The sequence below is a fragment of the Bacillus sp. TE9106W genome (assembly GCF_054062215.1).
Genome location: NZ_JBSSFA010000008.1, coordinates 24,258 through 47,596, shown reverse-complemented (window position 1 = coordinate 47,596; position 23,339 = coordinate 24,258). Strand labels below are relative to the sequence as shown.

Genomic DNA, 23,339 nt, shown 5'->3' with positions numbered 1-23,339 from the left:
ATGCTTTACTAGCTACCCTAAATCATTTGATAGCCATTTTTATTATTTACTTGCCATCTCCAAGAATCTACACACATCTCTTCTAACCCATATTCCGCTTCCCATCCTAATTCTCGTTTCGCTTTAGATACATCCGCAAAACAGATTGCTACATCACCAGGACGACGCCCTATCACTTTATAAGGTATTTTTTTACCCGAAACCTTCTCAAAAGCCTTTACCATCTCCAATACACTATACCCTTTACCTGTGCCAAGATTATATGCCTCGACTCCTTTCGTCTTAAGTACTTTCTCAAGTGCCTTTACATGCCCCTTCGCAAGGTCAACAACGTGAATATAATCACGGACACCCGTCCCATCTTTCGTTGGATAATCGTTTCCGAATATATTTAGCTCCTTTAACTTACCTACCGCTACTTGCGTTACATATGGCATTAAATTGTTCGGAATCCCATTTGGATCTTCTCCGATACGGCCACTTTGATGAGCTCCAAATGGATTAAAATAACGAAGTAATGCAATGCTCCACTCATCATCAGCCTTTGCTACATCACGCATAATTTGCTCAATCATTAATTTTGTTTGTCCATACGGATTTGTCACACTCAGCGGAAATTCTTCTGTAATTGGTGATGTTTTTGGAATTCCATATACAGTTGCAGATGAACTAAAAATAAAATTTTTAACATTGTGTTTTTGCATCACATCACATAGTACAATTGCACTTATTATATTGTTATAATAATATGCAAGTGGTATTGTGGTAGATTCTCCCACTGCTTTAAACCCCGCAAAATGTATAACCGCTTCAATGTTATTTTCCAAAAAGATCTCATTCATTTTTTCACGATTTAAAACATTTTCTTTATAAAATTCAAATTGTTTTCCTGTTATTTCTTTTACTCGATTTAAAGATTCAATTGAACTATTTGAAAGATTATCTACGACTATAATTTTATAATTATTATTTAATAATTCTACACATGTATGACTACCAATATACCCTGCTCCACCCGTTATAAGTATCGCCATATCTATAGTCCCCCACTAATTATTAATTATAAAATTTTATAATCTCAATGCACATCTATCTTACCGCTAAAAAGACCGATGATTCTAAAAATTATTCCCGATTATTATTTATATAAAAAAGAGCCACATAACCTTTACGTTATGCAACTCTTCAACATACATATGTGTCTATATCTTTTTTTATTAATCAAGAAAAATAAAAATCAATCGGAAATTTTATATTGTTAAATTACATAGCAATATACACTTAAAAAGTGAGCTAGGCTTCCCAATAACACGAAAACGTGAAAAATTTCATGATGTCCCATATGTTTAAACTCTAACCACTTTGGCTTTGTTCCGTAAATAAATCCACCAATTGTATAAAGAATGCCTCCAAGTACTAGGAGCACCATACCTCCTGTACTTAAGTTAGCGGCTAACGGTGCAAAGAACAGAACAATTAACCAGCCCATTGTAATATAAATTGCTGTTGATAACCATCTCGGACAATTAAACCAAAACATTTTAAAAACAATACCACAAATGGCAGTTGCGTAAACTAAACAAAATAATAATAAACCGTTTGCGGAATGTAATGTAATTAAACAAAATGGTGCATATGTACCTGCAATCAATATAAAAATCATAGAGTGATCAAGCTTCCTAAAGAAATAAATAACACGTTCACTAGCTACAACACTATGATATACAGCTGATGCTGTATACAGAACCATCATTCCGATACCAAACAAAATAATAGCTGTAATTGCCGCAAAAGATGGCATCTTAATAGAAACTTTTACAAGCATAGCTAGTAATGCAATAAATGATAATACAGCTCCTCCCAAATGGGTAAAAGCATTAACCGGTTCTCTTATGTAAGTATTCATATAAACACCCCTCATATAATTACATGTAGTTTCGATAACTACATGTAATTATATACTCATTAATATTAGAGGTCAACATTTACAATTCATTTGTTTCGTAATACCATATTTAGAGATACGATAAACATTATGCTCCGCTAAGTTATAAAAGTGAGGGATTCTACGTGGAAAATATAAATAAATTGCTTGAAACATTACATTTAGAAAAAAATATTACACTTGAAGACATTCCAAATGTCGACTTGTATGTAGACCAGGTTGTCCAACTATTTGAAAACACTTATGCAGATACAACAAGAACCGATGATGAAAAAGTATTAACAAAAACAATGATTAACAATTATGCAAAAGGTAAATTGTTTATTCCAATCAAAAATAAAAAATACTCAAAAGAGCATATGATTTTAATCAGTTTAATTTATCAATTAAAAGGAGCTCTTTCCATTAATGACATAAAAAGTTCCTTAGAACATATAAATGAATCCTTATTAAGCGATGATTCATTCGAATTAAATACGCTATATAAAGATTATCTTACTCTTACCGAAAACAACGTCGAAAGCTTTAAACAAGACGTAAATAACCGTGTTTCAGAAGTAAGTGAGATTTCTTCCTTAGAAGATTCAAAACTAGAAAAGTTTCTATTACTAAACTCCTTAGTGAACATGAGTAATATGTATAGACGTTTAGCAGAGAAGTTAGTCGATGATTTAAAGGGATCTTAAACAAAAAACTATCCACCTATTAAAGTGGATAGTTTTTTTGTTTACTTATTTGCCTCATGGACTTTCAATTGTTTACCTTTTATCGTTGTATTTCTCATAACCTTTAAAACAAGTGGCCCTTTTCCATTTAATATTTCAACATATGAAACATTATCTTGTATCGTAATAATGCCTATATCTTCAGCAGAAACACCTTGAATTTTAGCAATTGTACCGACAAAATCCACCGCTCTAATTTTCTTTTTCTTTCCGCCATTAAAGTACAATTTCATAATTCCTTTATTTATATCCGCACTTTTATCCTTCTTTATAGTTGGTTTAGCTTGTATTTTTTCTTCAAATGCAGCTTTACCTTTCATAACTTCTTCTTTTGAAGGGGCGTTTGCCTTCGGAATTGCAAAACCGATGTACGCCTCAATCTCTTCTAAAAATCGATCTTCATAAGGCGTTATAAATGTAATGGCCTTTCCGCTATTACCAGCTCGTCCTGTTCTTCCTGTACGGTGTACATAACTTTCTTTCTCTAATGGAATATCATAATTAATAACATGTGTAATATTATCAATATCAATTCCTCTCGCAGCTACATCCGTTGCTACTAAATAACGGAACTTTCCTTTTCTAAAATCATCCATCACCCCAAAACGATCTTCTTGCACCATGCCACCATGTATTTTATCGCAAGGGTAATTAACTCGATTTAGCTGTCTATATACATGATCTACGTTTTCTTGTGTACGACAAAAAATAATGCAACTGTCTGGATTTTCAATTGTTGTTACATCTTTAAGAAGTGACAACTTCCCTTCTTCCCTCACTTCAAAAAGGGTATGTTCAATTTTATCTGTTGTAATCCCAGCAGCTTTAATTTCAATATGAGTTGGTGCGTTCATATACGTACGTGATAACCTTTCAACATCTTCCGGTAAGGTTGCTGAAAATAGCATTGTCATTCTTTTTGTAGGTAATTCATCAATAATTGCCTCTACTTGGTCGATAAAGCCCATGTTTAGCATTTCATCTGCCTCATCAATCACTAAATATTTTAATCGTTCTAATGAAAGAGTCCCTTTTTCAATATGATCTAGCACACGTCCTGGAGTTCCTACTACAATATGCGTCTTTTGCTTTAACTCTAATTTTTGACGTGCAAATGGAGATTTACCATAAATTGCAGCCGCTTTAATTCTTTTGAATCGCCCTATATTTGTAATATCTTCTTTCACTTGAACAGCAAGTTCTCTCGTTGGTGTTAAAACTAACGCTTGTGGTTTATTCTCTTCCCACTCTACCATTTCACAAAGTGGTATACCGAACGAAGCCGTTTTTCCACTTCCTGTTTGCGACTTTACAACAAGATCCTTCTTTTGTAATGCAACTGGAATAACCTCTCCTTGTACTTCTGTTGGATGCTCATATCCTAAACCAGTAAGTGCTCGTCTTACTTCTTTACTTAATGCATAATTACTAAAACCTTTTTTACTCATATATTAACCTCATTTGATTTTATATTTAACTTATTATGTTCTTTATACCTCACTTTAGACTATAGTAAGATACTATATTAATCCACTGTTTTTCATTCGTTTCAATCTAAATTTATCTAAGTATAATTTTAAAATAATAAAGGGCAGCCTTAATAATAAGTCTGCCCTATCTATACCATATTCATTTTTTACGGAACTAGTTTTTTCACAACTGGTATTCTTTGCAATACTAACGTAATTACCATACTGAGAACAATTGTAATCGTTACATTAATAGGTATTGCCAATATTGCATGCACATGATTATTTACTTTAGGGAAAACCATGTACAACAAGTTATTTAATAAGAAGAAGTGAAGAATATAGATTCCAAGGCTTGCTTGATTTATAAAACGGAATAACAATGGTAATTCTCGTTCTGATTTTTGGAATGCATATTTGAAAAATATAAACAATCCAATCGCCATCAGTACGACACCTGGCGCAAAATATCCATACCAAAACTGCTCTAACTGTCCATTTGCTTTTACTGTATAGAAATACGTAATAAAGAATGTACTAATAAATCCTACAAATCCTCCAATGTAAGAAATATTTCTCCACTTTTTCGAAATATCAAAATTAGATAAGTAATAACCAAGTAGGAAATACCCTACATAATTTGTAACGTAAAACAATTCAATATTAAAGTTGATAGGATAATAATATTTAACTAAATTGACTACAACAGACGCGTATAGCCATAAAATTAAAAAGTATTCTATCTCTCTTTTTTTAGCGTTCTTCACAAAGATTTTTAATAGAGGTGTAATTAAATATATCCCTACAATCATGTATAAGAACCATAAATGTCCCCCGATAGTATCCGTTAAAAAGTGCTTTATCCCTTGCTTTAAAGATGCCGGAAAATACCCTGCATATGCTCCATATGCATAAAATATAGCGCTCCAAGCGATAAAAGGTATAATCACTTTACTTGCACGCTTCTGTAAAAATTCCCCGACTGAAATATCTTTTGTCCCCTTTAACAATAAAGCTCCACTAATCATTACAAAAATCGGAACACTCGCACGTGAAATCGATTCAAATAGATTACCAGCCATCCAGCGTGAAGCATTATTTGCATCTAAAACGGAAACATAACCAGCAGAAACGTGAATTGTAACAACTGCGATTGTCGCTAATACTCGCAACCAATCCATATATACTAGACGCTTCATTAGTACTCCTCCTAAAATTCCCTCTTTAACTTCTATTTTCCAAACATAATTTTACATCAAATAATACTATGTTTAAACATATTTTCATTACAAGAACTGACAAAATACGTAGATAAACTTTAATTTTCAAATATAAACATGAAAACCTTTGACTTATGAGTGAAAATAATGTAAATTATCCTTTGGACGAACATTTTTAAACAAACTGAATAAAATATTCGTATTTTAGGGGTGTAAATGATGGAAAACGTATTCGACTATGAAGATATTCAATTAATTCCTGCAAAATGTATTGTAAATAGCCGCTCTGAATGTGATACAACTGTCACTTTAGGAAAACATAAATTTAAATTACCTGTCGTACCTGCAAATATGCAAACGATTATTGATGAAAGAATTGCAACTTATTTAGCTGAAAATAATTACTTCTATATCATGCATCGTTTCCAACCAGAGAAACGAATCTCATTCATTAGAGATATGCAATCACGTGGATTAATCGCTTCTATTAGCGTTGGTGTAAAAGAAGACGAGTATGAATTCGTACAACAATTAGCTGCTGAGCACCTTACGCCTGAATACATCACGATTGATATCGCGCATGGACATTCTAATGCTGTAATCAACATGATTCAACATATTAAAAAGCATTTACCAGAAAGCTTCGTTATCGCTGGAAACGTTGGAACTCCAGAAGCGGTAAGAGAATTAGAAAACGCTGGTGCTGACGCAACAAAAGTTGGTATTGGACCTGGTAAAGTTTGTATTACTAAAATTAAAACAGGATTTGGAACTGGCGGTTGGCAACTAGCTGCACTTCGCTGGTGTGCAAAAGCTGCAAGTAAGCCAATTATCGCTGACGGTGGTATCCGTACAAACGGCGACGTAGCTAAATCTATTCGATTTGGGGCGACTATGGTTATGATCGGTTCTCTATTCGCTGGTCATGAAGAGTCTCCAGGGGAAACAATCGAAAAAGATGGTAAACTTTATAAAGAGTACTTCGGTTCAGCTTCTGAATTCCAAAAAGGTGAGAAGAAAAACGTTGAAGGTAAGAAAATGTTCGTTGAGCATAAAGGTTCTTTAGAAGACACTTTAATCGAAATGGAACAAGATCTTCAATCTTCTATCTCTTACGCTGGTGGAACAAAATTAGACTCAATTCGTACTGTAGATTATGTAGTCGTAAAAAACTCTATTTTCAACGGTGATAAAGTATATTAATTTTTAAACTTAACTCGAAGGACAAGTATTTTTATGCTTGTCCTTTTTCATATATAGAAATGTAAAATATTTTCATTTTACTGAATTTTCTAGTATCATGTTTTTAGATACTTATAATAAGGGGGATATAATATATGAAAGATGTAATTGAGAAACGCCATATTCGCGCAGGAGTTCCTATTGAATTAACATGGAACCTCTCTGATTTATACGAATCTGATAAAGAGTGGGAAACTGCATTACGTGTATTAACAGATGATATAAAAAAACTTGATGCGTTTAAAGGACAATTACACACTAGCCCTACCACCTTATTACATTGCCTACTTTTAGAAGAAGAGCTTTTAATGAAGTTAACAAAACTATACTCCTATGCAAATTTAAAAGAATCTACTGATCGTACAAATCCAGTTATTCAAGCGAACTCTTCCAAAATTGCTGCTTTATGGACGAAAGTACATACGGCGCTATCCTTTATTCATAATGAAATTCTCTCATTAGAAGAAGGCACAATTGAAAAATATTTAACGGAAGAAACAAAACTTGAACCTTTCCGTAAATCATTACTAGACATATTACAAAAAAGGCAGCACACGCTCTCTCCTGAAACAGAAGAAGCACTTGCTGCACTTGGCGAAGTACATAGTTCTCCATACAAAATTTACGGTATGACTAAATTGGCCGATATGGATTTTAACTCCATACAAGACGAACAAGGAAATGAACTTCCTGTCTCATTTGCATTATTTGAAAGTAAATATGAGTTTTCTCCAAGCGTAGACATACGCAGAAAGGCATACTCATCATTTGTGTCCACCTTGAAGCGATATAAAAATACCGTGGCAACAACATATGCTACCGAAGTAAAAAAACAAGTAACACTCTCTCGTTTACGCAAATTTGAATCTGTTACTCATATGCTTTTAGAACCTCAAAAAGTTCCACTTGAAATGTATAACAATCAACTTAATATTATTTATAAAGAATTAGCACCTCATATGCGCCGTTTTGCAGATTTAAAAAAGAAAGTATTAGGACTCGATCAAATGCTGTTCTGCGACTTACATGCACCTTTAGATCCCGAATTTAATCCAGCAATTACTTACGAGGAAGCTGGAAAACTTATTCAAGACTCTTTACAAGTACTTGGCGATGAATATAGTGCCATTATCAAAAAAGGGTTCAAAGAAAGATGGGTCGATCTTGCAGATAATGTAGGGAAATCAACAGGAGCATTTTGTTCAAGCCCATATGGTTCTCATCCATACATTTTAATTACATGGCAAAATACGATGCGTGGTTGCTTCACATTAGCCCATGAATTTGGACATGCTGGTCATTTTTATTTAGCAAATAAAAATCAGCGTATTATGAATGTACGTCCATCTATGTACTTTGTTGAAGCACCATCTACAATGAATGAATTACTATTAGCCCAGCATTTATTAGCGACGAATGATGATAAGAGAATGCGTAGATGGGTGATCCTGCAACTACTCGGCACATATTATCATAACTTTGTTACCCATTTACTTGAGGGAGAATATCAAAGAAGGGTATACACGCTAGCAGAAGAAGGCGGAGCACTTACAGCTACAACTTTAACTGAAATAAAAACAAATGTACTTTCTACATTCTGGGGAAATTCTGTAGAAATTGACGAAGGGGCTGGCTTAACTTGGATGCGTCAACCTCATTATTATATGGGCTTATATTCTTACACCTATTCCGCAGGCCTCACTGCATCTACTGCGGTAGCTCAAATGATTAAAGAGGAAGGGCAACCTGCCGTTGATCGCTGGTTAGACGTACTTCGCGCTGGTGGTACGATGAAACCACTTGAATTAATGAAACATGCTGGAGTAGATATGTCAAAACCAGATGCAATCCGGAAAGCTGTTTCTTACGTCGGTTCCTTAATTGATGAATTAGAACGCTCTTATGAAGAATAAAAAATAAGCCCTCGCTTTATGAGGGCTTATTTCATATTTACTTTCCAAATCTTTTACGGTATCCACATTTTCTGCATAGCTCTTCAACTGCAACTCTTCTAGAAAATCCATCGACAATGTTTGTTGCTCTTTCGCCTTCTATAATGTTAGAAAATGAATCATTATTAATATTTCCAAGGTTAATAATGCCTTCACCATCTAAACAACAAGGAATAACCGTTCCATTCGCTAAAATACCAGCTTGATTTCGAAGGCCGTGACAGAATCCTTTTCCATCATCCTCTTCTTCATGCAATGCTGGCCACTGGAATTCATAGTCTTGATTAATAAAGACACGTTCCGCAATTTTTATACCTTTTCCTGGTGTAAGCTTCTCTTCAATTTGATAAGATAGATCAAACTCATTTTCAATAATGGATAATAACTCTCTATTTTTCTGGATTTCAGCATTCGTTTTATTATCCTGCGTTAAATTCCATAATCTAAGTGAAACAATTAAATCTGATTGACTTGTCGCCTCTCTAATGAAGGAAAGTATACTTCTTACATAGCCCTCTTTATCTTGCGAACCTGGGTGTCCATCAAAACTGTGCAATGAAAAATTCATTTGTCTTAAAGCAGGCTTATTTAACAATCTATGCCTTCTCTTATTAATTAACGTTCCGTTCGTTGTAATATTAACTTTAAACCCTTTTTCATGGCTTAAATCTAACAGTTGATCTATTTTTGGATGAAGCAACGGCTCACCCTTCACGTGCAAATAAATGTAGTCTGTGTGTGGTTTAATTTGGTCTAATCTTTTAGCAAAATCCTCCACAGAAATGAATTGCTTCTGTCTTTCCGTCGGCGGACAAAAGCTGCACGCAAGATTACATACACTCGTAATCTCCAAGTAAAACTTTTTAAACTTCTTCACCTTTAATTCCTCACTTCTATGACTACTTGTACTTTTTTCCTCTTCATATTACATCACACTTTTTTAGAAATAGAAACATACTTATTTTAGGAAATCTATATAACACCTATTAATGTGTAAAAGACCATCGGTGATTTTTGTCCAATGGTCTTTTTTACTCTTTTTATATGCAAAAAGTAATTTTACTTATGATACGGTTCTCCACGATTAATACGAAATGCTCTATACACTTGCTCAAGCAATACTAATCGCATTAATTGGTGTGGTAATGTCATCTTTGAAAAAGAAAGAGATTCATTTGAACGCTTCATTACTTCTGAACTTAGTCCAAGTGATCCACCAATTACGAATGCAACTTTACTCTTCCCATATGTAGCAAGACGATCTAAACTTACTGCAAATTCTTCTGATGATTTTTGTTTTCCTTCTATCGCTAACGCAATCACATGCGTATCATCAGAAATTTTATCCAGTATACGGATACCTTCTTTTTCTTTTACAATTAACATTTCTGCTTCACTTAAATTTTCTGGTGCCTTTTCATCTGGCAATTCAATTACTTCTACTTTTGCGTATGCAGATAATCGTTTTAAGTATTCTGCTATACCTTGTTTTAAATATTTTTCTTTTAATTTCCCAATTGAAATAATCGAGATATTCACACGTATTCCCCACCTTACAAACATGTTATCCACATAACTTATCCACATATCCACAATTCTTACCCACATATTGTGTGAGAATCTGTGTTCGATACAACATATGTCGCCTCATTTTGACAAAATTCACATGTTTTTTTCTCTTTTTCTGAGTTATCCACATTGTTAATAACTGGCGCGACTTCACACTCATCCACAATAATATCTAACGCTAATTCAACATGTTCTAAACAACAAGGTAAATTCATATTCTTCACCTCACTTTTCTACAATAGAAAACAGGAGGTAGGCCCTCCTGTTTTTAATACTTTTGAATGCCTAGTTTAACCGTTGTTGTTGCTCGTTTTGTACCACGATAAAACGTAAGAGTCATTTTATCATTAATTTTTTTATCATATAAGGCCGTACGGAATCCGATAATATCACGAACCGGTTTTCCATCTACTGCTACAATTACATCGTGTTCTCGTAAACCAGCATCTGTGCCTGGCGAAGGACTTTTCACATCTAAAATGCAAACTCCCTCTGTTACATTGCCTGGTAAATGCAATGTTTTCGACCAATAGTAGTTTGGAATCTCATTTAATGATCTCAGTTCAATTCCAACATACGGTCTTCTTACTTTTCCGTACTTCTCTAATTCATTCATAATGGGAACAGCTCTAGTCACCGGAATAGCTAGACCAATTCCTTCTACTTCTTTTGCGGCAATTTTCATTGAGTTAATACCAATTAATTGACCTGCTGCATTTACAAGCGCACCACCACTATTACCCGGATTAATTGCTGCGTCTGTTTGCAATACTTCTACTTGCCAATCATAATGTCCATCTTGATCTAAATCTACAGGAACAATACGCTCATTAGCCGAAATAATACCTTGTGTGACGGTTCCAGAAAATTGTAGCCCGAGCGGGTTCCCAATCGCAATGACTGGTTCTCCTCTACGAACAGCATTAGAATCGCCAATCTCAATTACCTTTTTCACATGCTTTGCATCTATCTCTAGTACAGCCAAATCTGTGACTACATCGGTTCCTAATACCTTTCCTGGCACCTTCTTACCGTCACTTAAACTTACTTCAATACGATTTGCCCCAGCAACAACATGATTATTCGTTACAATATAAGCTTGACCATCTGTCTTCTTATAAATTACACCTGAGCCTGTGCCAGCTTCTGAATCTGCCTCTGAAAAATTATCTCGTTGAATATTAATAATACCAACAACAGCTTCAGATGCACGATCAACAGCATCCACAAAGCTAATCTGTTTAATTCCTTGAGCTTCGGCCATATTACTTCCACTTGCTTCAGCTTGCGGAAACGCGTCCGTATCATTTGAAAATAAAGGAGCTCCAAATGCAAATAACGAAGCTCCTACAATTGTTCCTGCTATGCTAGAAATAACAATACCTTTATGCTTCTTTTTCCTTGCACGTTTCATACGATAATTTTCTCCATCAATAAAGGACATATTTGTTCACCTATCTTCCTGAAAACAACTATATTCACCTTTATTGTTTACTAAAATGGAGAATTATACGTATTGAATTTTTGTAGGCATTTTTGGATCTGTATCGTGAATTTCAAAGGCTTCTCCCACTCCAAATCCCTTTTCCTCTAATACTTGTGATACCGACATACGTGCTAGTTCTTTCATGTTATTATCTAAACTCAAATGGGCTAAATAAATATGCTTTGTCTCATCTGTAATTACATCCGCCATTGCTAATGCAGCATCTTCATTACAAACGTGCCCCACATCACTTAAAATACGTCGTTTAATACTCCATGGATAACGTCCCATACGAAGCATTTCCACGTCATGATTACTTTCAAACACGAAAGCATTAGCCCCCTTAATAACACCTTTCATACGGTCACTCACGTATCCCGTATCTGTAATAAGAGCTAGCTTTCTATTATTGTTATGAAAAGCATAGAACATCGGCTCTGCCGCATCATGTGAAACGCCAAATGATTCGACCTCAATATCACCGAATGTTTTTACATCCCCAACTGAGAAAATAAACTTTTGGTCAGTTGGGATATTTCCTATTAAGTGTTCCATTGCATTCCATGTTTTCTCATTTGCATAAACCGGCAAATCATATTTACGTGCCAATACACCTAATCCTTTAATATGGTCACTATGTTCATGCGTTACAAGAATACCCGATACATCATTTATATTTAATTCTGCTTGTTTAAATAAAGCCTCAGTTGCTTTGCCGCTTAAACCTGCATCGACGAGTAATTTTTTTTCATCTGTTCCTACATATAGCATATTCCCTGTACTTCCACTTGCAAGTACACTAAAATGCAACCCCATTCTTTCTCACTCCAGTATGTTCATCAACCACTTGATTTTCCTTTTCACCTAATTCCATAACTTGTCCTTCAATTGCATTTACAAAGAAGTCCTGCTTCTGCTCCGTTTTTAAATTCCACGTTGGAGCAAGTACTTGGTTATTAGAAGTAGATGCGGTAAGGTTGGCATAACCAATTTGCGCTTCTTTTACATGTGTATTCCCATGAATTTTATTTTTTAAATACAGATTTTCTAAAGCAGTTTGGGCAGTAATAATTTCTTGCTGTTTCGTTTTTTCACTTTCGCCCATTTCTTTTAAATCTGTTAGCATCGTCTGTGTGTACGACACAAGTTCATTTTTTTCATTTAATTCCACAACAATCATTGCCTGATCATTATAGAAAATAGGCTTATCTTTATATTTTTGGAAGAAGTAAATTTTAGAGTCTTTCATCGCCCCAAACTCATACTTTTGTCCATCCAATACATAGTTCTTCAAAAAATCATTATACTTATCTTTGGATAACGATTTTGTATTTAAAAAGGGCTCTTTTAGCTTACTTTCTATTTTGTACATATTTTGTATATGCGCCGTTTGATTTTTTAAAGACTGTACATCTTCTTCTTTAAATGCCTTGTTTTCAGCCCTAATAAATGACTCTTTTTTCGGTTCTTTAGGGAAATTACCCATAGTAATTTTGTTCGCTTTTAATTCTTGATCTATCTTTGTTTCTGCAATAAGCTCCAATTGATTACTATCTTGCTTTTGAATGAATTGAAAGATGAGAAAGAGATCCAAAACAAAAAAGGTCACAATAAATATGGTCTTAATCCGATCCCAATCCATTTAGTCCTCCCTCACTCCACTCATATATTTTTTGCTTTCCAGCTTCATCTTCAACAAACTTTACATACCAAATCGGCTGTAGTCGAGCTACTTGCCCATCTAGTGATAATTTGTATCCAATACCAATGTCTTTAATCAATCTTTTATCTACAGCGGCATTATTTTCTAAGGATGCTATCACAACATGCCCTGATGGAAGAGTAACCTTCTGTTCTATACCTTTCGTATTTAAAGACAACAATGGTCTTTCATACTCCATTACTTCTTCTGATCCCCATATTTGTCTCAATTCAGCTAATCCATCTGTGTTGAATACGGAATATCCATCTTCATGTAAACGGAATACTGTCTGTCCTTTATTCATATAGTCCAAGCGATATGAATCCAGACTTCCACTGTGACCATTTACAAAATCAAAGCTTTTTTGTAAAAGCATTAAATTATCTGTCGTTTTCTCACTTGAAACAGAAGAATTTTTATACTTTAGCATATGATGATCGTTTTCAATCTCCATAGACCTAATACCATCTGTAAATGTTTCTTTCGATTGCTCGGTAATCGGGCTTAAATAACGTGGGTCACTAAAAAGAGCATTCTTAAATGTATCAATCGCTAAATTAGACGAAATATATGTTATATTACTTAATTCGGTCGTTCCATCTGGTAAATATAGCTTTTTCATATCATTAATTTGATAGTCAAAATAAGGTTTTGCCGATACTACAAATTGATTTTGTGCATTTACAATATCTTTTAAATATATACCACTTAATTTTGCCTCATATATTCTAGAGTTATCACCATCAGAAACAAAATTAATTTTAATTTCCTGATCCCTACTTCTAGAAGGATCAAGAATAATTCGATTAAAATATTTAGGCTTATTTATACTTTTTTCTTGCATATTAAACATAGATTTAACCGCATCAAATGGGATGTTGGTAGGGAAAATAAGTTCAATTTTCCCTTCACCATGCACATAAGAAAGGAAGTCAGCCTTAGCAATCGATATCTCTTTGAAATCATGTAATTCCCCTGCCTCCAAAGGTTTATAGATTGATTCTATATCTCCCTCTCTTTTGCTCCCGTAATGATTTTTATCTTTATGCACGATGATAGAAGTAGGGCGGACAACATCAGCGATTTTAGTTTGCGTAGCTCCTTCATTCCCTTGTACAAATTTTGCGTTTTGCATAGATGTGGAATCTGGCACATACGTCCATAAGTTAAAAGTAAGAAATAGACTAATTACAACTAAATTAATTAAAACTATCGTTTTAACATTTTCCATACTCATTCCCAATCGTCCTCTTCATCCGCTGCCATTGGCAATGTGAAATAAATTGTTGTCCCTTTTCCTTCTTCACTCTTCGCCCAAATCGAGCCACCATGTGCCTCAATCATTTCTTTCGCAATCGCTAATCCAAGTCCTGTACCACCCATTTGTCTTGAACGTGCTTTATCTACGCGATAAAAACGTTCAAAGATTTTATCGACGTTTTCTTTCGGAATACCCATTCCTTGGTCACTTACACTAATCTCTAATAATTCCCCACGATCACGTAAGCGATATGTTACTGTTCCACCTTCTGGTGAATACTTTAATGCATTCGAAATAATGTTATACAATACTTGCGTAATTTTATCTGTATCCATATCAATAAATCGAGATTTTTTAGAGAAGGATCGTTTGAAACTTACGTTTTGTTCTTTAGACATTTCGAAACGGTCAATAATGTTATTGAAGAAGTCAGTAAAGTCAACCCATTCTTTCATTAAGCGATGCTCCGTACTATCAAGTTTAGATAGTTGCAATAACGCATTTACCAGCCTAATCATTCTTTCTGTTTCTTCTTGTGTAACTGTTAAAAATTGCGGTGCAATATTCGGATCTTGCCACGCACCGTCTGTAAGTGCCTCTAAATAACTGCGCATTGTCGTTAATGGCGTTCTTAATTCATGAGACACGTTTGCTACAAACTCGCGGCGTTCTCTTTCTATGCGCTCCTGCTCAGTTACGTCATATAATACGGCAATTAAACCATTTGCTTTCCCTGTCTCTTTTTGAATAACAGAGAAACTAGCGCGTAAAATATATGGCTCATTTCTCGTACTAAAATCTAATAAAACAGAATCAGGCTCTTCGTATAAATGATCTAGCGTAAATTCTTCTTGTATTCCCAATACTTCTAAAACAGATTGATCGAGCGCTGTTTCACGCGAAACATTTAGCATCTTTTCCGCAGGATCATTTAATAAAATAATGTCCCCTTTTCGGTCAGTAGCAATTACTCCATCTGTCATATGTGATAATACGGATGACAATTTACGTCTTTCACTTTCCGTCGAAGAACGAGCTTGTTGTAATTTTTTTGATAAATTATTGAAAGATAATGCTAATTGTCCAATTTCATCATGGCTATGCACTTTTACTTTTCTTGAATAGTTTCCTTTTGCCATTTCAATCGCTTGTCTTCGCATATCAGAGATTGGTCTCGTAATCGTTTGAGCTAACAAAATTCCAAGTACAGCTGTTACGAGTAATGCAATAACGGTTCCGGTCGCAAAGATTTGATTAATATCCTTCATCTGCTTATAAACATCTTCCATAGATGCAACAACGTAAATAACACCAAGTGCATCCTTGCCGGTATCATCTAGAATAGGAGTAAGCATAACTTGTACACGATGGCCTGTACGACCATCCTTCTCAATTTTCACTTCTGGCTTTTTTTGTACCAATACCCGCTGAACAGCTATATCAGTTGATGTTCTATTTACCTTGTTTTGCTTTGACTCATCTGAAATAGCGAGCAGCTTTCTATTCGAATCAAATACACTTACCTCTTGAATATCTTTCTTACGATCAGAGGCAAATTTTCGAATGGAAGTTTTAATCGTTTCATCTGTTGATTCTGTTTCTGCTTTTGTATGACTTTTTTTAAACTCTTGTTTCAAGTTATATGCTAATAAGTTCGTTTGCTGCGTTAAAGAATCTCTAAATCCTTGTACAAGACTCTTTTCTAACTCCCTTACGAAATATACCCCAATAACCTGCATAGCTATCAATATTAATAGCATGTATATGAGTACAAACTTTAAATGAATAGATTGAAAAAAACCGACTTTCTTCATATACTATTCCTGCTCTGGGTCACGCAAGTAATACCCTACCCCACGTCTAGTGACTATTAATGTAGGATGACTTGGATTATCTTCAATTTTTTCACGTAAACGACGAACTGTTACATCCACTGTACGTACATCTCCAAAGTAGTCATAACCCCAAACTGTTTGCAGTAAATGTTCGCGTGTCATAACTTGACCTAAATGTTTTGCTAAATAATGCAGCAGCTCAAATTCACGATGTGTAAGCTCAATATTTTCCTCACGTTTCGTTACACTATACGCATTTGGATTGATAACAATTGGCCCAATAACCATTTCCGTATTTTCTTCTTTTTCTGCAGCACCACCTTGCTGATGGCGACGTAAATTCGCCTTCACGCGAGCAAGTAATTCCCTCGTACTAAATGGCTTCGTTACATAATCATCTGCCCCAAGCTCCAAACCTAATACTTTATCGATTTCAGAGTCCTTCGCTGTAAGCATAATAATCGGCATTTCTGAGCTTTTACGTATTTCACGGCAAACCTCTAAGCCATCCTTACCTGGTAGCATAATATCTAATAAAACCATATCTGGCTGTTCTTCAGTCGCTTTTTCAATTGCTTCATCACCATCGTGCGCCATTACAATTTCAAAACCTTCTTTTTCTAGGTTGAACTTCAAAATATCTGCAATCGGCTTTTCATCATCAACTACTAAAATTTTCTTTCCCATCATCGTCTATTTCCTCCTTATAAAGTGAAACTTTAATCAGCCCTCACCAATCGGGCTTTTACGGGCAGCTCGCTTCCCACCTAACTTCTTTGCTTTCGCTAAATTTTAAGGTGGGGGTCTTACTGCCCGGTAAATAGCGGGGTAAAAATATGGTCAATATCCTTAAACACATTGATGTCTACATAGTATGTCCCTATATGACCGCATCTTTTGCTTAAGTAACTTCTACTCTATTCTCACAGACTCATGTATAATCCACTTTTACACGGAATCCTATACGATCTATAGAAAAACCTCTAGCTTCAACTGCTAGAGGCTCCTCATTCTATTTTAAAATAACTACTCAATTTTGTAAAATTACACAAATAAAAAGGATATTAAGTGGGCCCACTTAATATCCTGAGAGTGGCTCGGGACGGAATCGAACCGCCGACACGAGGATTTTCAGTCCTCTGCTCTACCGACTGAGCTACCGAGCCAAAACTATATATAAAACCACTAATGGTGGTATAAACAAAAGTGGCGGTCCCGACCGGGGTCGAACCGGCGATCTCCTGCGTGACAGGCAGGCATGTTAACCACTACACCACGGGACCAAAAATGAACATAAAAAAACATGACCCGTACGGGATTCGAACCCGTGTTACCGCCGTGAAAGGGCGGTGTCTTAACCACTTGACCAACGGGCCACGAAAAATAAAATGGTGAGCCATGAAGGACTCGAACCTTCGACCCTCTGATTAAAAGTCAGATGCTCTACCAACTGAGCTAATGGCTCATACTCACCAACGTCATATTTTCGTGACGACAAGATATATCATAACATGTTTTCTTTATATTTTGCAATACCTTTTTTTATTTTTTTATAAAAGATAAGAAAAAACTCATGCGGACATGAGTTTTTCTCAAAAATATCAATTAAGCTTCGTATACGTTACGAACGATATTTGTTTGGTTACGATCTGGTCCAACTGAGAACATAGATAATTGAATTCCTGTTAACTCAGAAACACGTTCTACGTATTTTCGTGCATTTTCAGGAAGCTCATCTAATGATCTTACACCAGTAATATCTTCTGTCCAACCTGGAAGCTCTTCGTATACAGGCTCACATTTCGCTAAAATGTTTAAGTTTGCTGGAACTTCATCGATAACTTTGCCATCGCATTTGTAAGCAACACAAATTTTAAGTGTTGGAATACCAGTTAGAACGTCGATAGAGTTTAATGATAGATCTGTTAAACCACTAACACGACGTGCATGTCTTACAACAACGCTATCGAACCAACCTACGCGGCGTGGACGACCAGTTGTCGTTCCATACTCACGACCAACTTCACGAATTTGATGACCAATTTCGTCATGAAGCTCAGTAGGGAATGGACCATCACCAACGCGGCTTGTATATGCTTTACATACACCTACAACGCGAGTAACTTTCGCAGGACCAACTCCAGTTCCAACTGTTACACCACCAGCAATTGGGTTAGAAGATGTAACGAACGGGTACGTACCGTGGTCGATATCAAGCATAACACCTTGTGCACCTTCAAATAATACACGGTGATTGTTATCTAATGCATCATTTAATACAACAGACGTATCACATACATATTGTGCGATTTGCTGTCCGTACTCGAAGTACTCTTCGAAGATTTCGTCTACACTGAAACCTTCTGTATCGTACATTTTTTCAAATAAACGATTTTTTTGTGCTAAATTTTGCTCAAGCTTCTCTTTAAATGCTTCACGGTCTAAAAGATCAGCCATACGAATACCGATACGAGCAGCTTTGTCCATATATGCAGGACCGATACCTTTTTTCGTTGTACCGATTTTGTTATCACCTTTACTTGCTTCTTCTAACTCGTCCTGTTTTAAGTGATAAGGTAAAATAACGTGCGCACGGTTACTTACGCGTAAATTATCAGTACTTACACCACGATCGTGTAAGTATTTTAACTCTTCAAGTAATGCTTTCGGATCTACTACTAAGCCGTTTCCGATTACACAAATTTTCTCTTTATAGAAAATACCAGATGGAATTAAGTGTAATTTATATTTAACTCCACCAAAAACGATTGTATGTCCTGCGTTATTTCCACCTTGATATCTTGCAACTACTTCCGCATGCTCAGAAAGAAAATCAGTAATTTTACCTTTTCCTTCGTCGCCCCATTGTGTTCCTACAACTACTACTGAAGACATTATTAAAGCACCTCCGCAATTTTCAAACGATCTATTCAAACAATATAATTGTACCAAAACGGAAAAAGAAGTCAACCAAAAAGCGAACATTTTTTTATAAAAAAACTTTTTCGTTCGTAAGAATTATATTTTCACATTATGAAAGCCTTATCTTTTATAAAAAAAAAAAGAAACACATCTTATTATAAGAAATGCGTTTCTTTTTTATACTATCTTTATGCCGGCGGCGCATGTCCATCTTCGAAGCGACGTTCTAAGTTAACGAACTTATTGAACTCCTTAACGAATGCAAGCTCTACTGAGCCTACTGGACCATTACGCTGCTTTGCAATAATAATTTCAATCGTATTTTTATTTTCCGTTTCTCGATCATAGTAATCCTCACGATATAGAAAGGCTACAATATCAGCATCCTGCTCGATACTTCCCGATTCACGAATATCAGACATCATCGGACGTTTATCTTGACGAGATTCTACACCACGAGATAACTGTGACAAGGCAATAACAGGCACTTGTAATTCACGCGCAATCCCTTTTAGTGTACGAGAAATCTCAGATACTTCCTGCTGACGGTTCTCTCCTGATTTCCCACTTCCTTGAATAAGCTGCAAGTAGTCAATCAAGATCATACCAAGACCCTGTTCTTGTTTTAATCTACGACATTTTGCTCGAATCTCATTTACTTTAATCCCCGGCGTATCATCAATATAGATTCCAGCATTAGAAAGGCTACCCATTGCCATCGTTAATTTCGCCCAATCATCAGAAGTTAATGACCCGGTACGAAGTCTTTGCGCATCAATATTTCCTTCTGCACATAGCATACGCATAACAAGCTGATCAGCACCCATCTCTAGACTAAAAATCGCTACATTTTCATCTGTTTTCGTCGCTACGTTTTGTGCGATATTTAATGAAAATGCCGTTTTCCCTACCGATGGACGTGCCGCCACGATGATTAAATCATTTCGCTGGAACCCTGCCGTCATCTTATCTAATTCAGTAAACCCAGTTGGTATCCCGGTAACTTCACCTTTTTGATTATGCAAAAGTTCGATTTTATCGTAAGCATCTACAAGAACGTCTTTAATATTTTGAAATGCTTTCGCATTCGTCTGATGAGATACTTCTAATATTTTTTTCTCAGCCTCATTTAAAAGGCCATCCACATCATCTTCTCTCTCATATCCATCAGACACGATATGAGTCGCCGTTCGAATTAAACGACGTAACAGTGCTTTTTCAGCTATGATTCGTGCATAATATTCTACGTTAGCAGCAGTCGGAACAACTTCTGCTAATTCTGCTAAGTAAGAAACCCCACCAACTTCTTCTAGTAATCCCTGATCAGCCATCGCTGACGTCATCATTACTAAGTCGATTGGTTCCCCCTTATCCGATAATCCAAGCATAACTTCAAAAATCTTTTGATGTTTTGTTCGATAAAATGAGTCAGGTACCAATAGTTCCGATGCTGAAGTTAATGCATCCTGATCAATCAATATAGCACCTAGGACTGCCTGCTCGGCTTCTATATTATGCGGAGGGGTACGATCAGCCATTACATCACTCATACGCAATCCTCCTTGCTTAACGTATTTTTATTGTTCACTAACATGAACTTTTACTGTTGCTGTTACTTGCGGATGCAATTTCACAGTAACATTTGTATAGCCTAATGCACGAATTGCATCATCCATTTCAAATTTACGCTTATCAAGTTTAATCTTGTGAGATTTTTGCATTGCATCTACGATTTGTTTACTTGTGATTGAACCAAATAGACGGCCACCTTCTCCAGATTTAGCCTTTAATTCTACAGTTAGTTTCTCTAACGTTTCTTTTAATTGTTTTGCACTTTCAAGCTCTGCTGCTGCATCTTTTTCTTCTTTGCGTTTTTGAGCTTCTAAAGTTTTCATACTGCTATTTGTCGCTTCAGCAGCTAATCCTTGTTTTAGTAAGAAGTTATTTGCATAACCATCTGGTACGTTTTTTACTTCTCCTTTTTTCCCTTTACCTTTTACGTCTTTTAGAAAAATTACTTTCATGATTGTGTGCCTCCCTGTAAATAGTCATCAATAACAAATCGAAGCTTCTCCTCAGCTTCATCTACTGTAACATTTTTCATTTGTGTGGCTGCATTTGTTAAATGCCCACCACCACCTAAATTTTCCATAATTAGCTGCACATTCACTTCACCTAAAGACCTGCCGCTAATTCCAATGAAATTCTCGCCACGTTTTGCAATAACAAATGATGCAATAATTCCTGTCATTGTTAATAATGTGTCCGCTGATTGCGCAATAAGCACTTGATCGTAGTAATCATCACTATCAACTTTTGCAATCGCAATTCCATTTGTATAAATGTACGCATTTTTAATAGCTTTTGCAACCCGTAAATACTGATCCATATCTTCTTTTAAAAGCTCTTGTACAAGTACAGTATCTGCACCGTGTGAGCGTAAATAAGAAGCAGCATCAAACGTACGAGCACCTGTCCGGAATGTAAAGCTTTTCGTATCAACAATAATACCTGCTAACAATGCCGTTGCTTCTAGCATTGTCATTTTTAAATTTTTCGGTTGGTATTCAAGTAATTCTGTAACAAGTTCCGCCGTGGAAGAAGCATAAGGCTCCATGTAAACAAGCAATGGATCTTCAATAAAATCTTCTCCTCGGCGATGATGGTCAATAACAACTACATTTTCAATTTTGCGTAACAGTTTTTCTTCCATCACCATTGAAGGCTTATGCGTATCAACAACAACAAGTAATGAATCATCATTTGCAAATTCCATCGCTTGTTCTGGTGTAATAAAGTGAGACCATAACTCTTCATTTTGTTTCACTTTATCCATTAAACGCTTAATTCCCTTATCAGAATCATTTTCATCGAGCACAATATATCCTTTTCGTTCATTTAATTGCGCCACTTTTAAAATACCAATCGCAGCACCAATTGCGTCCATATCAGGAGCCCTATGCCCCATTATAATGACATTGCTACTTTCTAGTACTAAATCCTTTAATGCATGAGAAATCACTCTGGCACGTACACGAGTACGTTTTTCCACTGGATTTGTCTTACCACCATAAAACTTAACTTTACCTGTCGCTTGTTTAATAGCTACTTGATCTCCACCACGTCCAAGCGCAAGGTCTAAACCTGATTGAGCCATAGCTCCAAGCTCAGATAAAGGTAAATCACCTGATCCAACACCTACACTTAATGTAAGTGGTATATTCCTTTTAGATGTTTCTTCACGTACTTGATCTAAAATACTAAATTTCCCTTTCTCCATCTGTGCTAAAATACTTTCATTTAGTACAACGAAGAATCTTTCCGAAGATGCACGTTTTAAATACGCCCCATACTTAACGGCCCATTCATTTAGACGCGATGTTACAAGACTTGTTATATTCGTACGTAATTGATCATCTAATCCTTGTGTAACTTCATCATAATTATCTAAATAAATTACAGCTAAAACAGTACGTTGATCTTCGTACATTTTTTCGATTTCTGTTTGTTCTGTTACATCAAAGAAATAAATTAACTTTTCTTCTTTCCTTACAAAGACACGGAACTTTCGATTATTTAAAGAAACTATATCATCGGAAGTTTCTCCCTTAATAAAAAGAAGTAACGTTTCTGATACATCATAAAGGTGCCATCCAGCTAATGCATGCTGCCCCAGACATGAAGATAAATAAGGATTTGCCCAATCAATCCCATAATCCTTATTGTATAACAAAATACCAATCGGCATCTGGTTAAATGCTTCATTACTCACTTTCTTTACCCTTGTAATCATATCTGTCGTATGTTTTTCAAAATTCTTTTGGAAAGTAAGTTCAAATCGTACAACAACAAAAAGGACGATACAAAAAATGAAAAAGGAGATTATCCCCATCATTAAATGAAAGTAGCAGAGGATTGAAATGAGCACAAACACAAAAAATGCCAATACATAAACAGGATATAAAAACCACTGTTTCTTATAAAATTCAGGCATGTATACAACTCCTATAA

Annotated in this window: 20 protein-coding genes and 4 tRNA genes; 3 read left to right on the top strand and 21 right to left on the bottom strand. The window is 35.5% G+C overall.

Annotated elements, in window-relative coordinates; all coding sequences use genetic code 11:
- Window positions 1-17: 17 nt before the first annotated feature.
- On the bottom strand, window positions 18-1,034 hold the full coding sequence (gene galE, locus ACVWY7_RS15970) for a UDP-glucose 4-epimerase GalE (protein WP_000996159.1): 1,017 nt from the start codon (window positions 1,032-1,034) through the stop codon (window positions 18-20).
- Between the two features lie 224 nt (window positions 1,035-1,258).
- The gene (gene trhA / locus ACVWY7_RS15965) at window positions 1,259-1,906 is read right to left on the bottom strand and encodes a PAQR family membrane homeostasis protein TrhA (protein WP_001099550.1); all 648 of its coding nucleotides are present in this window, start codon (window positions 1,904-1,906) and stop codon (window positions 1,259-1,261) included.
- Between the two features lie 164 nt (window positions 1,907-2,070).
- Here trhA and ACVWY7_RS15960 point away from each other — a divergent pair, with 164 nt between their 5' ends.
- Window positions 2,071-2,631, top strand: coding sequence for a DUF1836 domain-containing protein (locus ACVWY7_RS15960; protein ID WP_072192313.1), 561 nt, complete (start codon window positions 2,071-2,073; stop codon window positions 2,629-2,631).
- Window positions 2,632-2,672: 41 nt separating this feature from the next.
- Here ACVWY7_RS15960 and dbpA read toward each other — a convergent pair whose 3' ends face one another.
- On the bottom strand, window positions 2,673-4,118 hold the full coding sequence (gene dbpA, locus ACVWY7_RS15955; protein ID WP_456523860.1) for an ATP-dependent RNA helicase DbpA: 1,446 nt from the start codon (window positions 4,116-4,118) through the stop codon (window positions 2,673-2,675).
- Between the two features lie 188 nt (window positions 4,119-4,306).
- On the bottom strand, window positions 4,307-5,338 hold the full coding sequence (locus ACVWY7_RS15950) for an acyltransferase (protein WP_000827029.1): 1,032 nt from the start codon (window positions 5,336-5,338) through the stop codon (window positions 4,307-4,309).
- 240 nt (window positions 5,339-5,578) lie between these two features.
- Here ACVWY7_RS15950 and guaC point away from each other — a divergent pair, with 240 nt between their 5' ends.
- Complete coding sequence (gene guaC, locus ACVWY7_RS15945; RefSeq protein WP_000432436.1) at window positions 5,579-6,562, top strand: GMP reductase; 984 nt, start codon at window positions 5,579-5,581, stop codon at window positions 6,560-6,562.
- A gap of 134 nt (window positions 6,563-6,696) precedes the next feature.
- A complete protein-coding gene (gene pepF, locus ACVWY7_RS15940; RefSeq protein ID WP_000655849.1) occupies window positions 6,697-8,514 on the top strand; it encodes an oligoendopeptidase F in 1,818 nt (605 codons plus the stop codon).
- A gap of 37 nt (window positions 8,515-8,551) precedes the next feature.
- Here the strand turns inward: pepF and ACVWY7_RS15935 are convergent, their stop codons facing one another.
- The 17 genes from ACVWY7_RS15935 to ACVWY7_RS15855 all read right to left on the bottom strand — a co-directional run bounded on the left by ACVWY7_RS15935 (window position 8,552) and on the right by ACVWY7_RS15855 (window position 23,322).
- Window positions 8,552-9,430, bottom strand: coding sequence for a radical SAM/SPASM domain-containing protein (locus tag ACVWY7_RS15935; RefSeq protein WP_000713634.1), 879 nt, complete (start codon window positions 9,428-9,430; stop codon window positions 8,552-8,554).
- A gap of 182 nt (window positions 9,431-9,612) precedes the next feature.
- On the bottom strand, window positions 9,613-10,092 hold the full coding sequence (gene rlmH / locus ACVWY7_RS15930; RefSeq protein ID WP_001027003.1) for a 23S rRNA (pseudouridine(1915)-N(3))-methyltransferase RlmH: 480 nt from the start codon (window positions 10,090-10,092) through the stop codon (window positions 9,613-9,615).
- A gap of 59 nt (window positions 10,093-10,151) precedes the next feature.
- Complete coding sequence (locus ACVWY7_RS15925) at window positions 10,152-10,337, bottom strand: CxxH/CxxC protein (RefSeq protein WP_001052827.1); 186 nt, start codon at window positions 10,335-10,337, stop codon at window positions 10,152-10,154.
- Between the two features lie 53 nt (window positions 10,338-10,390).
- Window positions 10,391-11,566 (bottom strand): S1C family serine protease, encoded by a 1,176-nt coding sequence (locus tag ACVWY7_RS15920; protein WP_000008053.1) that lies wholly within the window; start codon window positions 11,564-11,566, stop codon window positions 10,391-10,393.
- 63 nt (window positions 11,567-11,629) lie between these two features.
- On the bottom strand, window positions 11,630-12,424 hold the full coding sequence (locus tag ACVWY7_RS15915) for an MBL fold metallo-hydrolase (protein ID WP_000522833.1): 795 nt from the start codon (window positions 12,422-12,424) through the stop codon (window positions 11,630-11,632).
- A complete protein-coding gene (locus ACVWY7_RS15910) occupies window positions 12,408-13,250 on the bottom strand; it encodes a two-component system regulatory protein YycI (RefSeq protein ID WP_000383731.1) in 843 nt (280 codons plus the stop codon). The genes ACVWY7_RS15915 and ACVWY7_RS15910 overlap by 17 nt, the downstream gene beginning before the upstream one ends.
- Window positions 13,231-14,547, bottom strand: coding sequence for a YycH family regulatory protein (locus ACVWY7_RS15905; protein ID WP_456523859.1), 1,317 nt, complete (start codon window positions 14,545-14,547; stop codon window positions 13,231-13,233). Before ACVWY7_RS15905 ends, ACVWY7_RS15910 begins: the two co-directional genes overlap by 20 nt.
- Window positions 14,544-16,385, bottom strand: coding sequence for a cell wall metabolism sensor histidine kinase WalK (gene walK, locus ACVWY7_RS15900; protein ID WP_000755361.1), 1,842 nt, complete (start codon window positions 16,383-16,385; stop codon window positions 14,544-14,546). Before walK ends, ACVWY7_RS15905 begins: the two co-directional genes overlap by 4 nt.
- Window positions 16,386-16,388: 3 nt before the next feature.
- Window positions 16,389-17,096, bottom strand: a complete 708-nt coding sequence (walR, locus tag ACVWY7_RS15895) for a cell wall metabolism DNA-binding response regulator WalR (protein ID WP_000971872.1) — start codon at window positions 17,094-17,096, stop codon at window positions 16,389-16,391.
- 403 nt (window positions 17,097-17,499) lie between these two features.
- Window positions 17,500-17,572, bottom strand: a tRNA-Phe gene (locus tag ACVWY7_RS15890).
- 41 nt (window positions 17,573-17,613) lie between these two features.
- Window positions 17,614-17,689 (bottom strand) — tRNA-Asp (locus tag ACVWY7_RS15885).
- Window positions 17,690-17,710: 21 nt separating this feature from the next.
- Window positions 17,711-17,782 (bottom strand) — tRNA-Glu (locus tag ACVWY7_RS15880).
- 13 nt (window positions 17,783-17,795) lie between these two features.
- Window positions 17,796-17,871, bottom strand: a tRNA-Lys gene (locus ACVWY7_RS15875).
- A 140-nt stretch (window positions 17,872-18,011) separates the two neighbouring features.
- Window positions 18,012-19,301, bottom strand: a complete 1,290-nt coding sequence (locus ACVWY7_RS15870) for an adenylosuccinate synthase (RefSeq protein ID WP_000100223.1) — start codon at window positions 19,299-19,301, stop codon at window positions 18,012-18,014.
- Between the two features lie 215 nt (window positions 19,302-19,516).
- The gene (gene dnaB / locus ACVWY7_RS15865; RefSeq protein ID WP_001286244.1) at window positions 19,517-20,878 is read right to left on the bottom strand and encodes a replicative DNA helicase; all 1,362 of its coding nucleotides are present in this window, start codon (window positions 20,876-20,878) and stop codon (window positions 19,517-19,519) included.
- Window positions 20,879-20,905: 27 nt separating this feature from the next.
- On the bottom strand, window positions 20,906-21,352 hold the full coding sequence (rplI, locus tag ACVWY7_RS15860; RefSeq protein ID WP_000864235.1) for a 50S ribosomal protein L9: 447 nt from the start codon (window positions 21,350-21,352) through the stop codon (window positions 20,906-20,908).
- Window positions 21,349-23,322 carry a DHH family phosphoesterase gene (locus ACVWY7_RS15855; RefSeq protein WP_001113900.1) on the bottom strand — a complete coding sequence of 658 codons (1,974 nt, stop codon included), beginning with the start codon at window positions 23,320-23,322 and terminating at the stop codon, window positions 21,349-21,351. Before ACVWY7_RS15855 ends, rplI begins: the two co-directional genes overlap by 4 nt.
- Window positions 23,323-23,339 lie beyond the last annotated feature (17 nt).

Excerpts from the sequence above, each read along its gene's own strand:
- galE (WP_000996159.1), bottom strand. The coding sequence starts at position 1,034 with ATGGCGATACTTATAACGGGTGGAGCAGGGTATATTGGTAGTCATACA.
- trhA (WP_001099550.1), bottom strand. The coding sequence starts at position 1,906 with ATGAATACTTACATAAGAGAACCGGTTAATGCTTTTACCCATTTGGGA.
- dbpA (WP_456523860.1), bottom strand. The coding sequence starts at position 4,118 with ATGAGTAAAAAAGGTTTTAGTAATTATGCATTAAGTAAAGAAGTAAGA.
- ACVWY7_RS15950 (WP_000827029.1), bottom strand. The coding sequence starts at position 5,338 with ATGAAGCGTCTAGTATATATGGATTGGTTGCGAGTATTAGCGACAATC.
- guaC (WP_000432436.1), top strand. The coding sequence starts at position 5,579 with ATGGAAAACGTATTCGACTATGAAGATATTCAATTAATTCCTGCAAAA.
- pepF (WP_000655849.1), top strand. The coding sequence starts at position 6,697 with ATGAAAGATGTAATTGAGAAACGCCATATTCGCGCAGGAGTTCCTATT.
- ACVWY7_RS15925 (WP_001052827.1), bottom strand. The coding sequence starts at position 10,337 with ATGAATTTACCTTGTTGTTTAGAACATGTTGAATTAGCGTTAGATATT.
- ACVWY7_RS15920 (WP_000008053.1), bottom strand. The coding sequence starts at position 11,566 with ATGTCCTTTATTGATGGAGAAAATTATCGTATGAAACGTGCAAGGAAA.
- ACVWY7_RS15915 (WP_000522833.1), bottom strand. The coding sequence starts at position 12,424 with ATGGGGTTGCATTTTAGTGTACTTGCAAGTGGAAGTACAGGGAATATG.
- ACVWY7_RS15910 (WP_000383731.1), bottom strand. The coding sequence starts at position 13,250 with ATGGATTGGGATCGGATTAAGACCATATTTATTGTGACCTTTTTTGTT.
- ACVWY7_RS15905 (WP_456523859.1), bottom strand. The coding sequence starts at position 14,547 with ATGAGTATGGAAAATGTTAAAACGATAGTTTTAATTAATTTAGTTGTA.
- walK (WP_000755361.1), bottom strand. The coding sequence starts at position 16,385 with ATGAAGAAAGTCGGTTTTTTTCAATCTATTCATTTAAAGTTTGTACTC.
- walR (WP_000971872.1), bottom strand. The coding sequence starts at position 17,096 with ATGATGGGAAAGAAAATTTTAGTAGTTGATGATGAAAAGCCGATTGCA.
- ACVWY7_RS15870 (WP_000100223.1), bottom strand. The coding sequence starts at position 19,301 with ATGTCTTCAGTAGTAGTTGTAGGAACACAATGGGGCGACGAAGGAAAA.
- dnaB (WP_001286244.1), bottom strand. The coding sequence starts at position 20,878 with ATGAGTGATGTAATGGCTGATCGTACCCCTCCGCATAATATAGAAGCC.
- rplI (WP_000864235.1), bottom strand. The coding sequence starts at position 21,352 with ATGAAAGTAATTTTTCTAAAAGACGTAAAAGGTAAAGGGAAAAAAGGA.
- ACVWY7_RS15855 (WP_001113900.1), bottom strand. The coding sequence starts at position 23,322 with ATGCCTGAATTTTATAAGAAACAGTGGTTTTTATATCCTGTTTATGTA.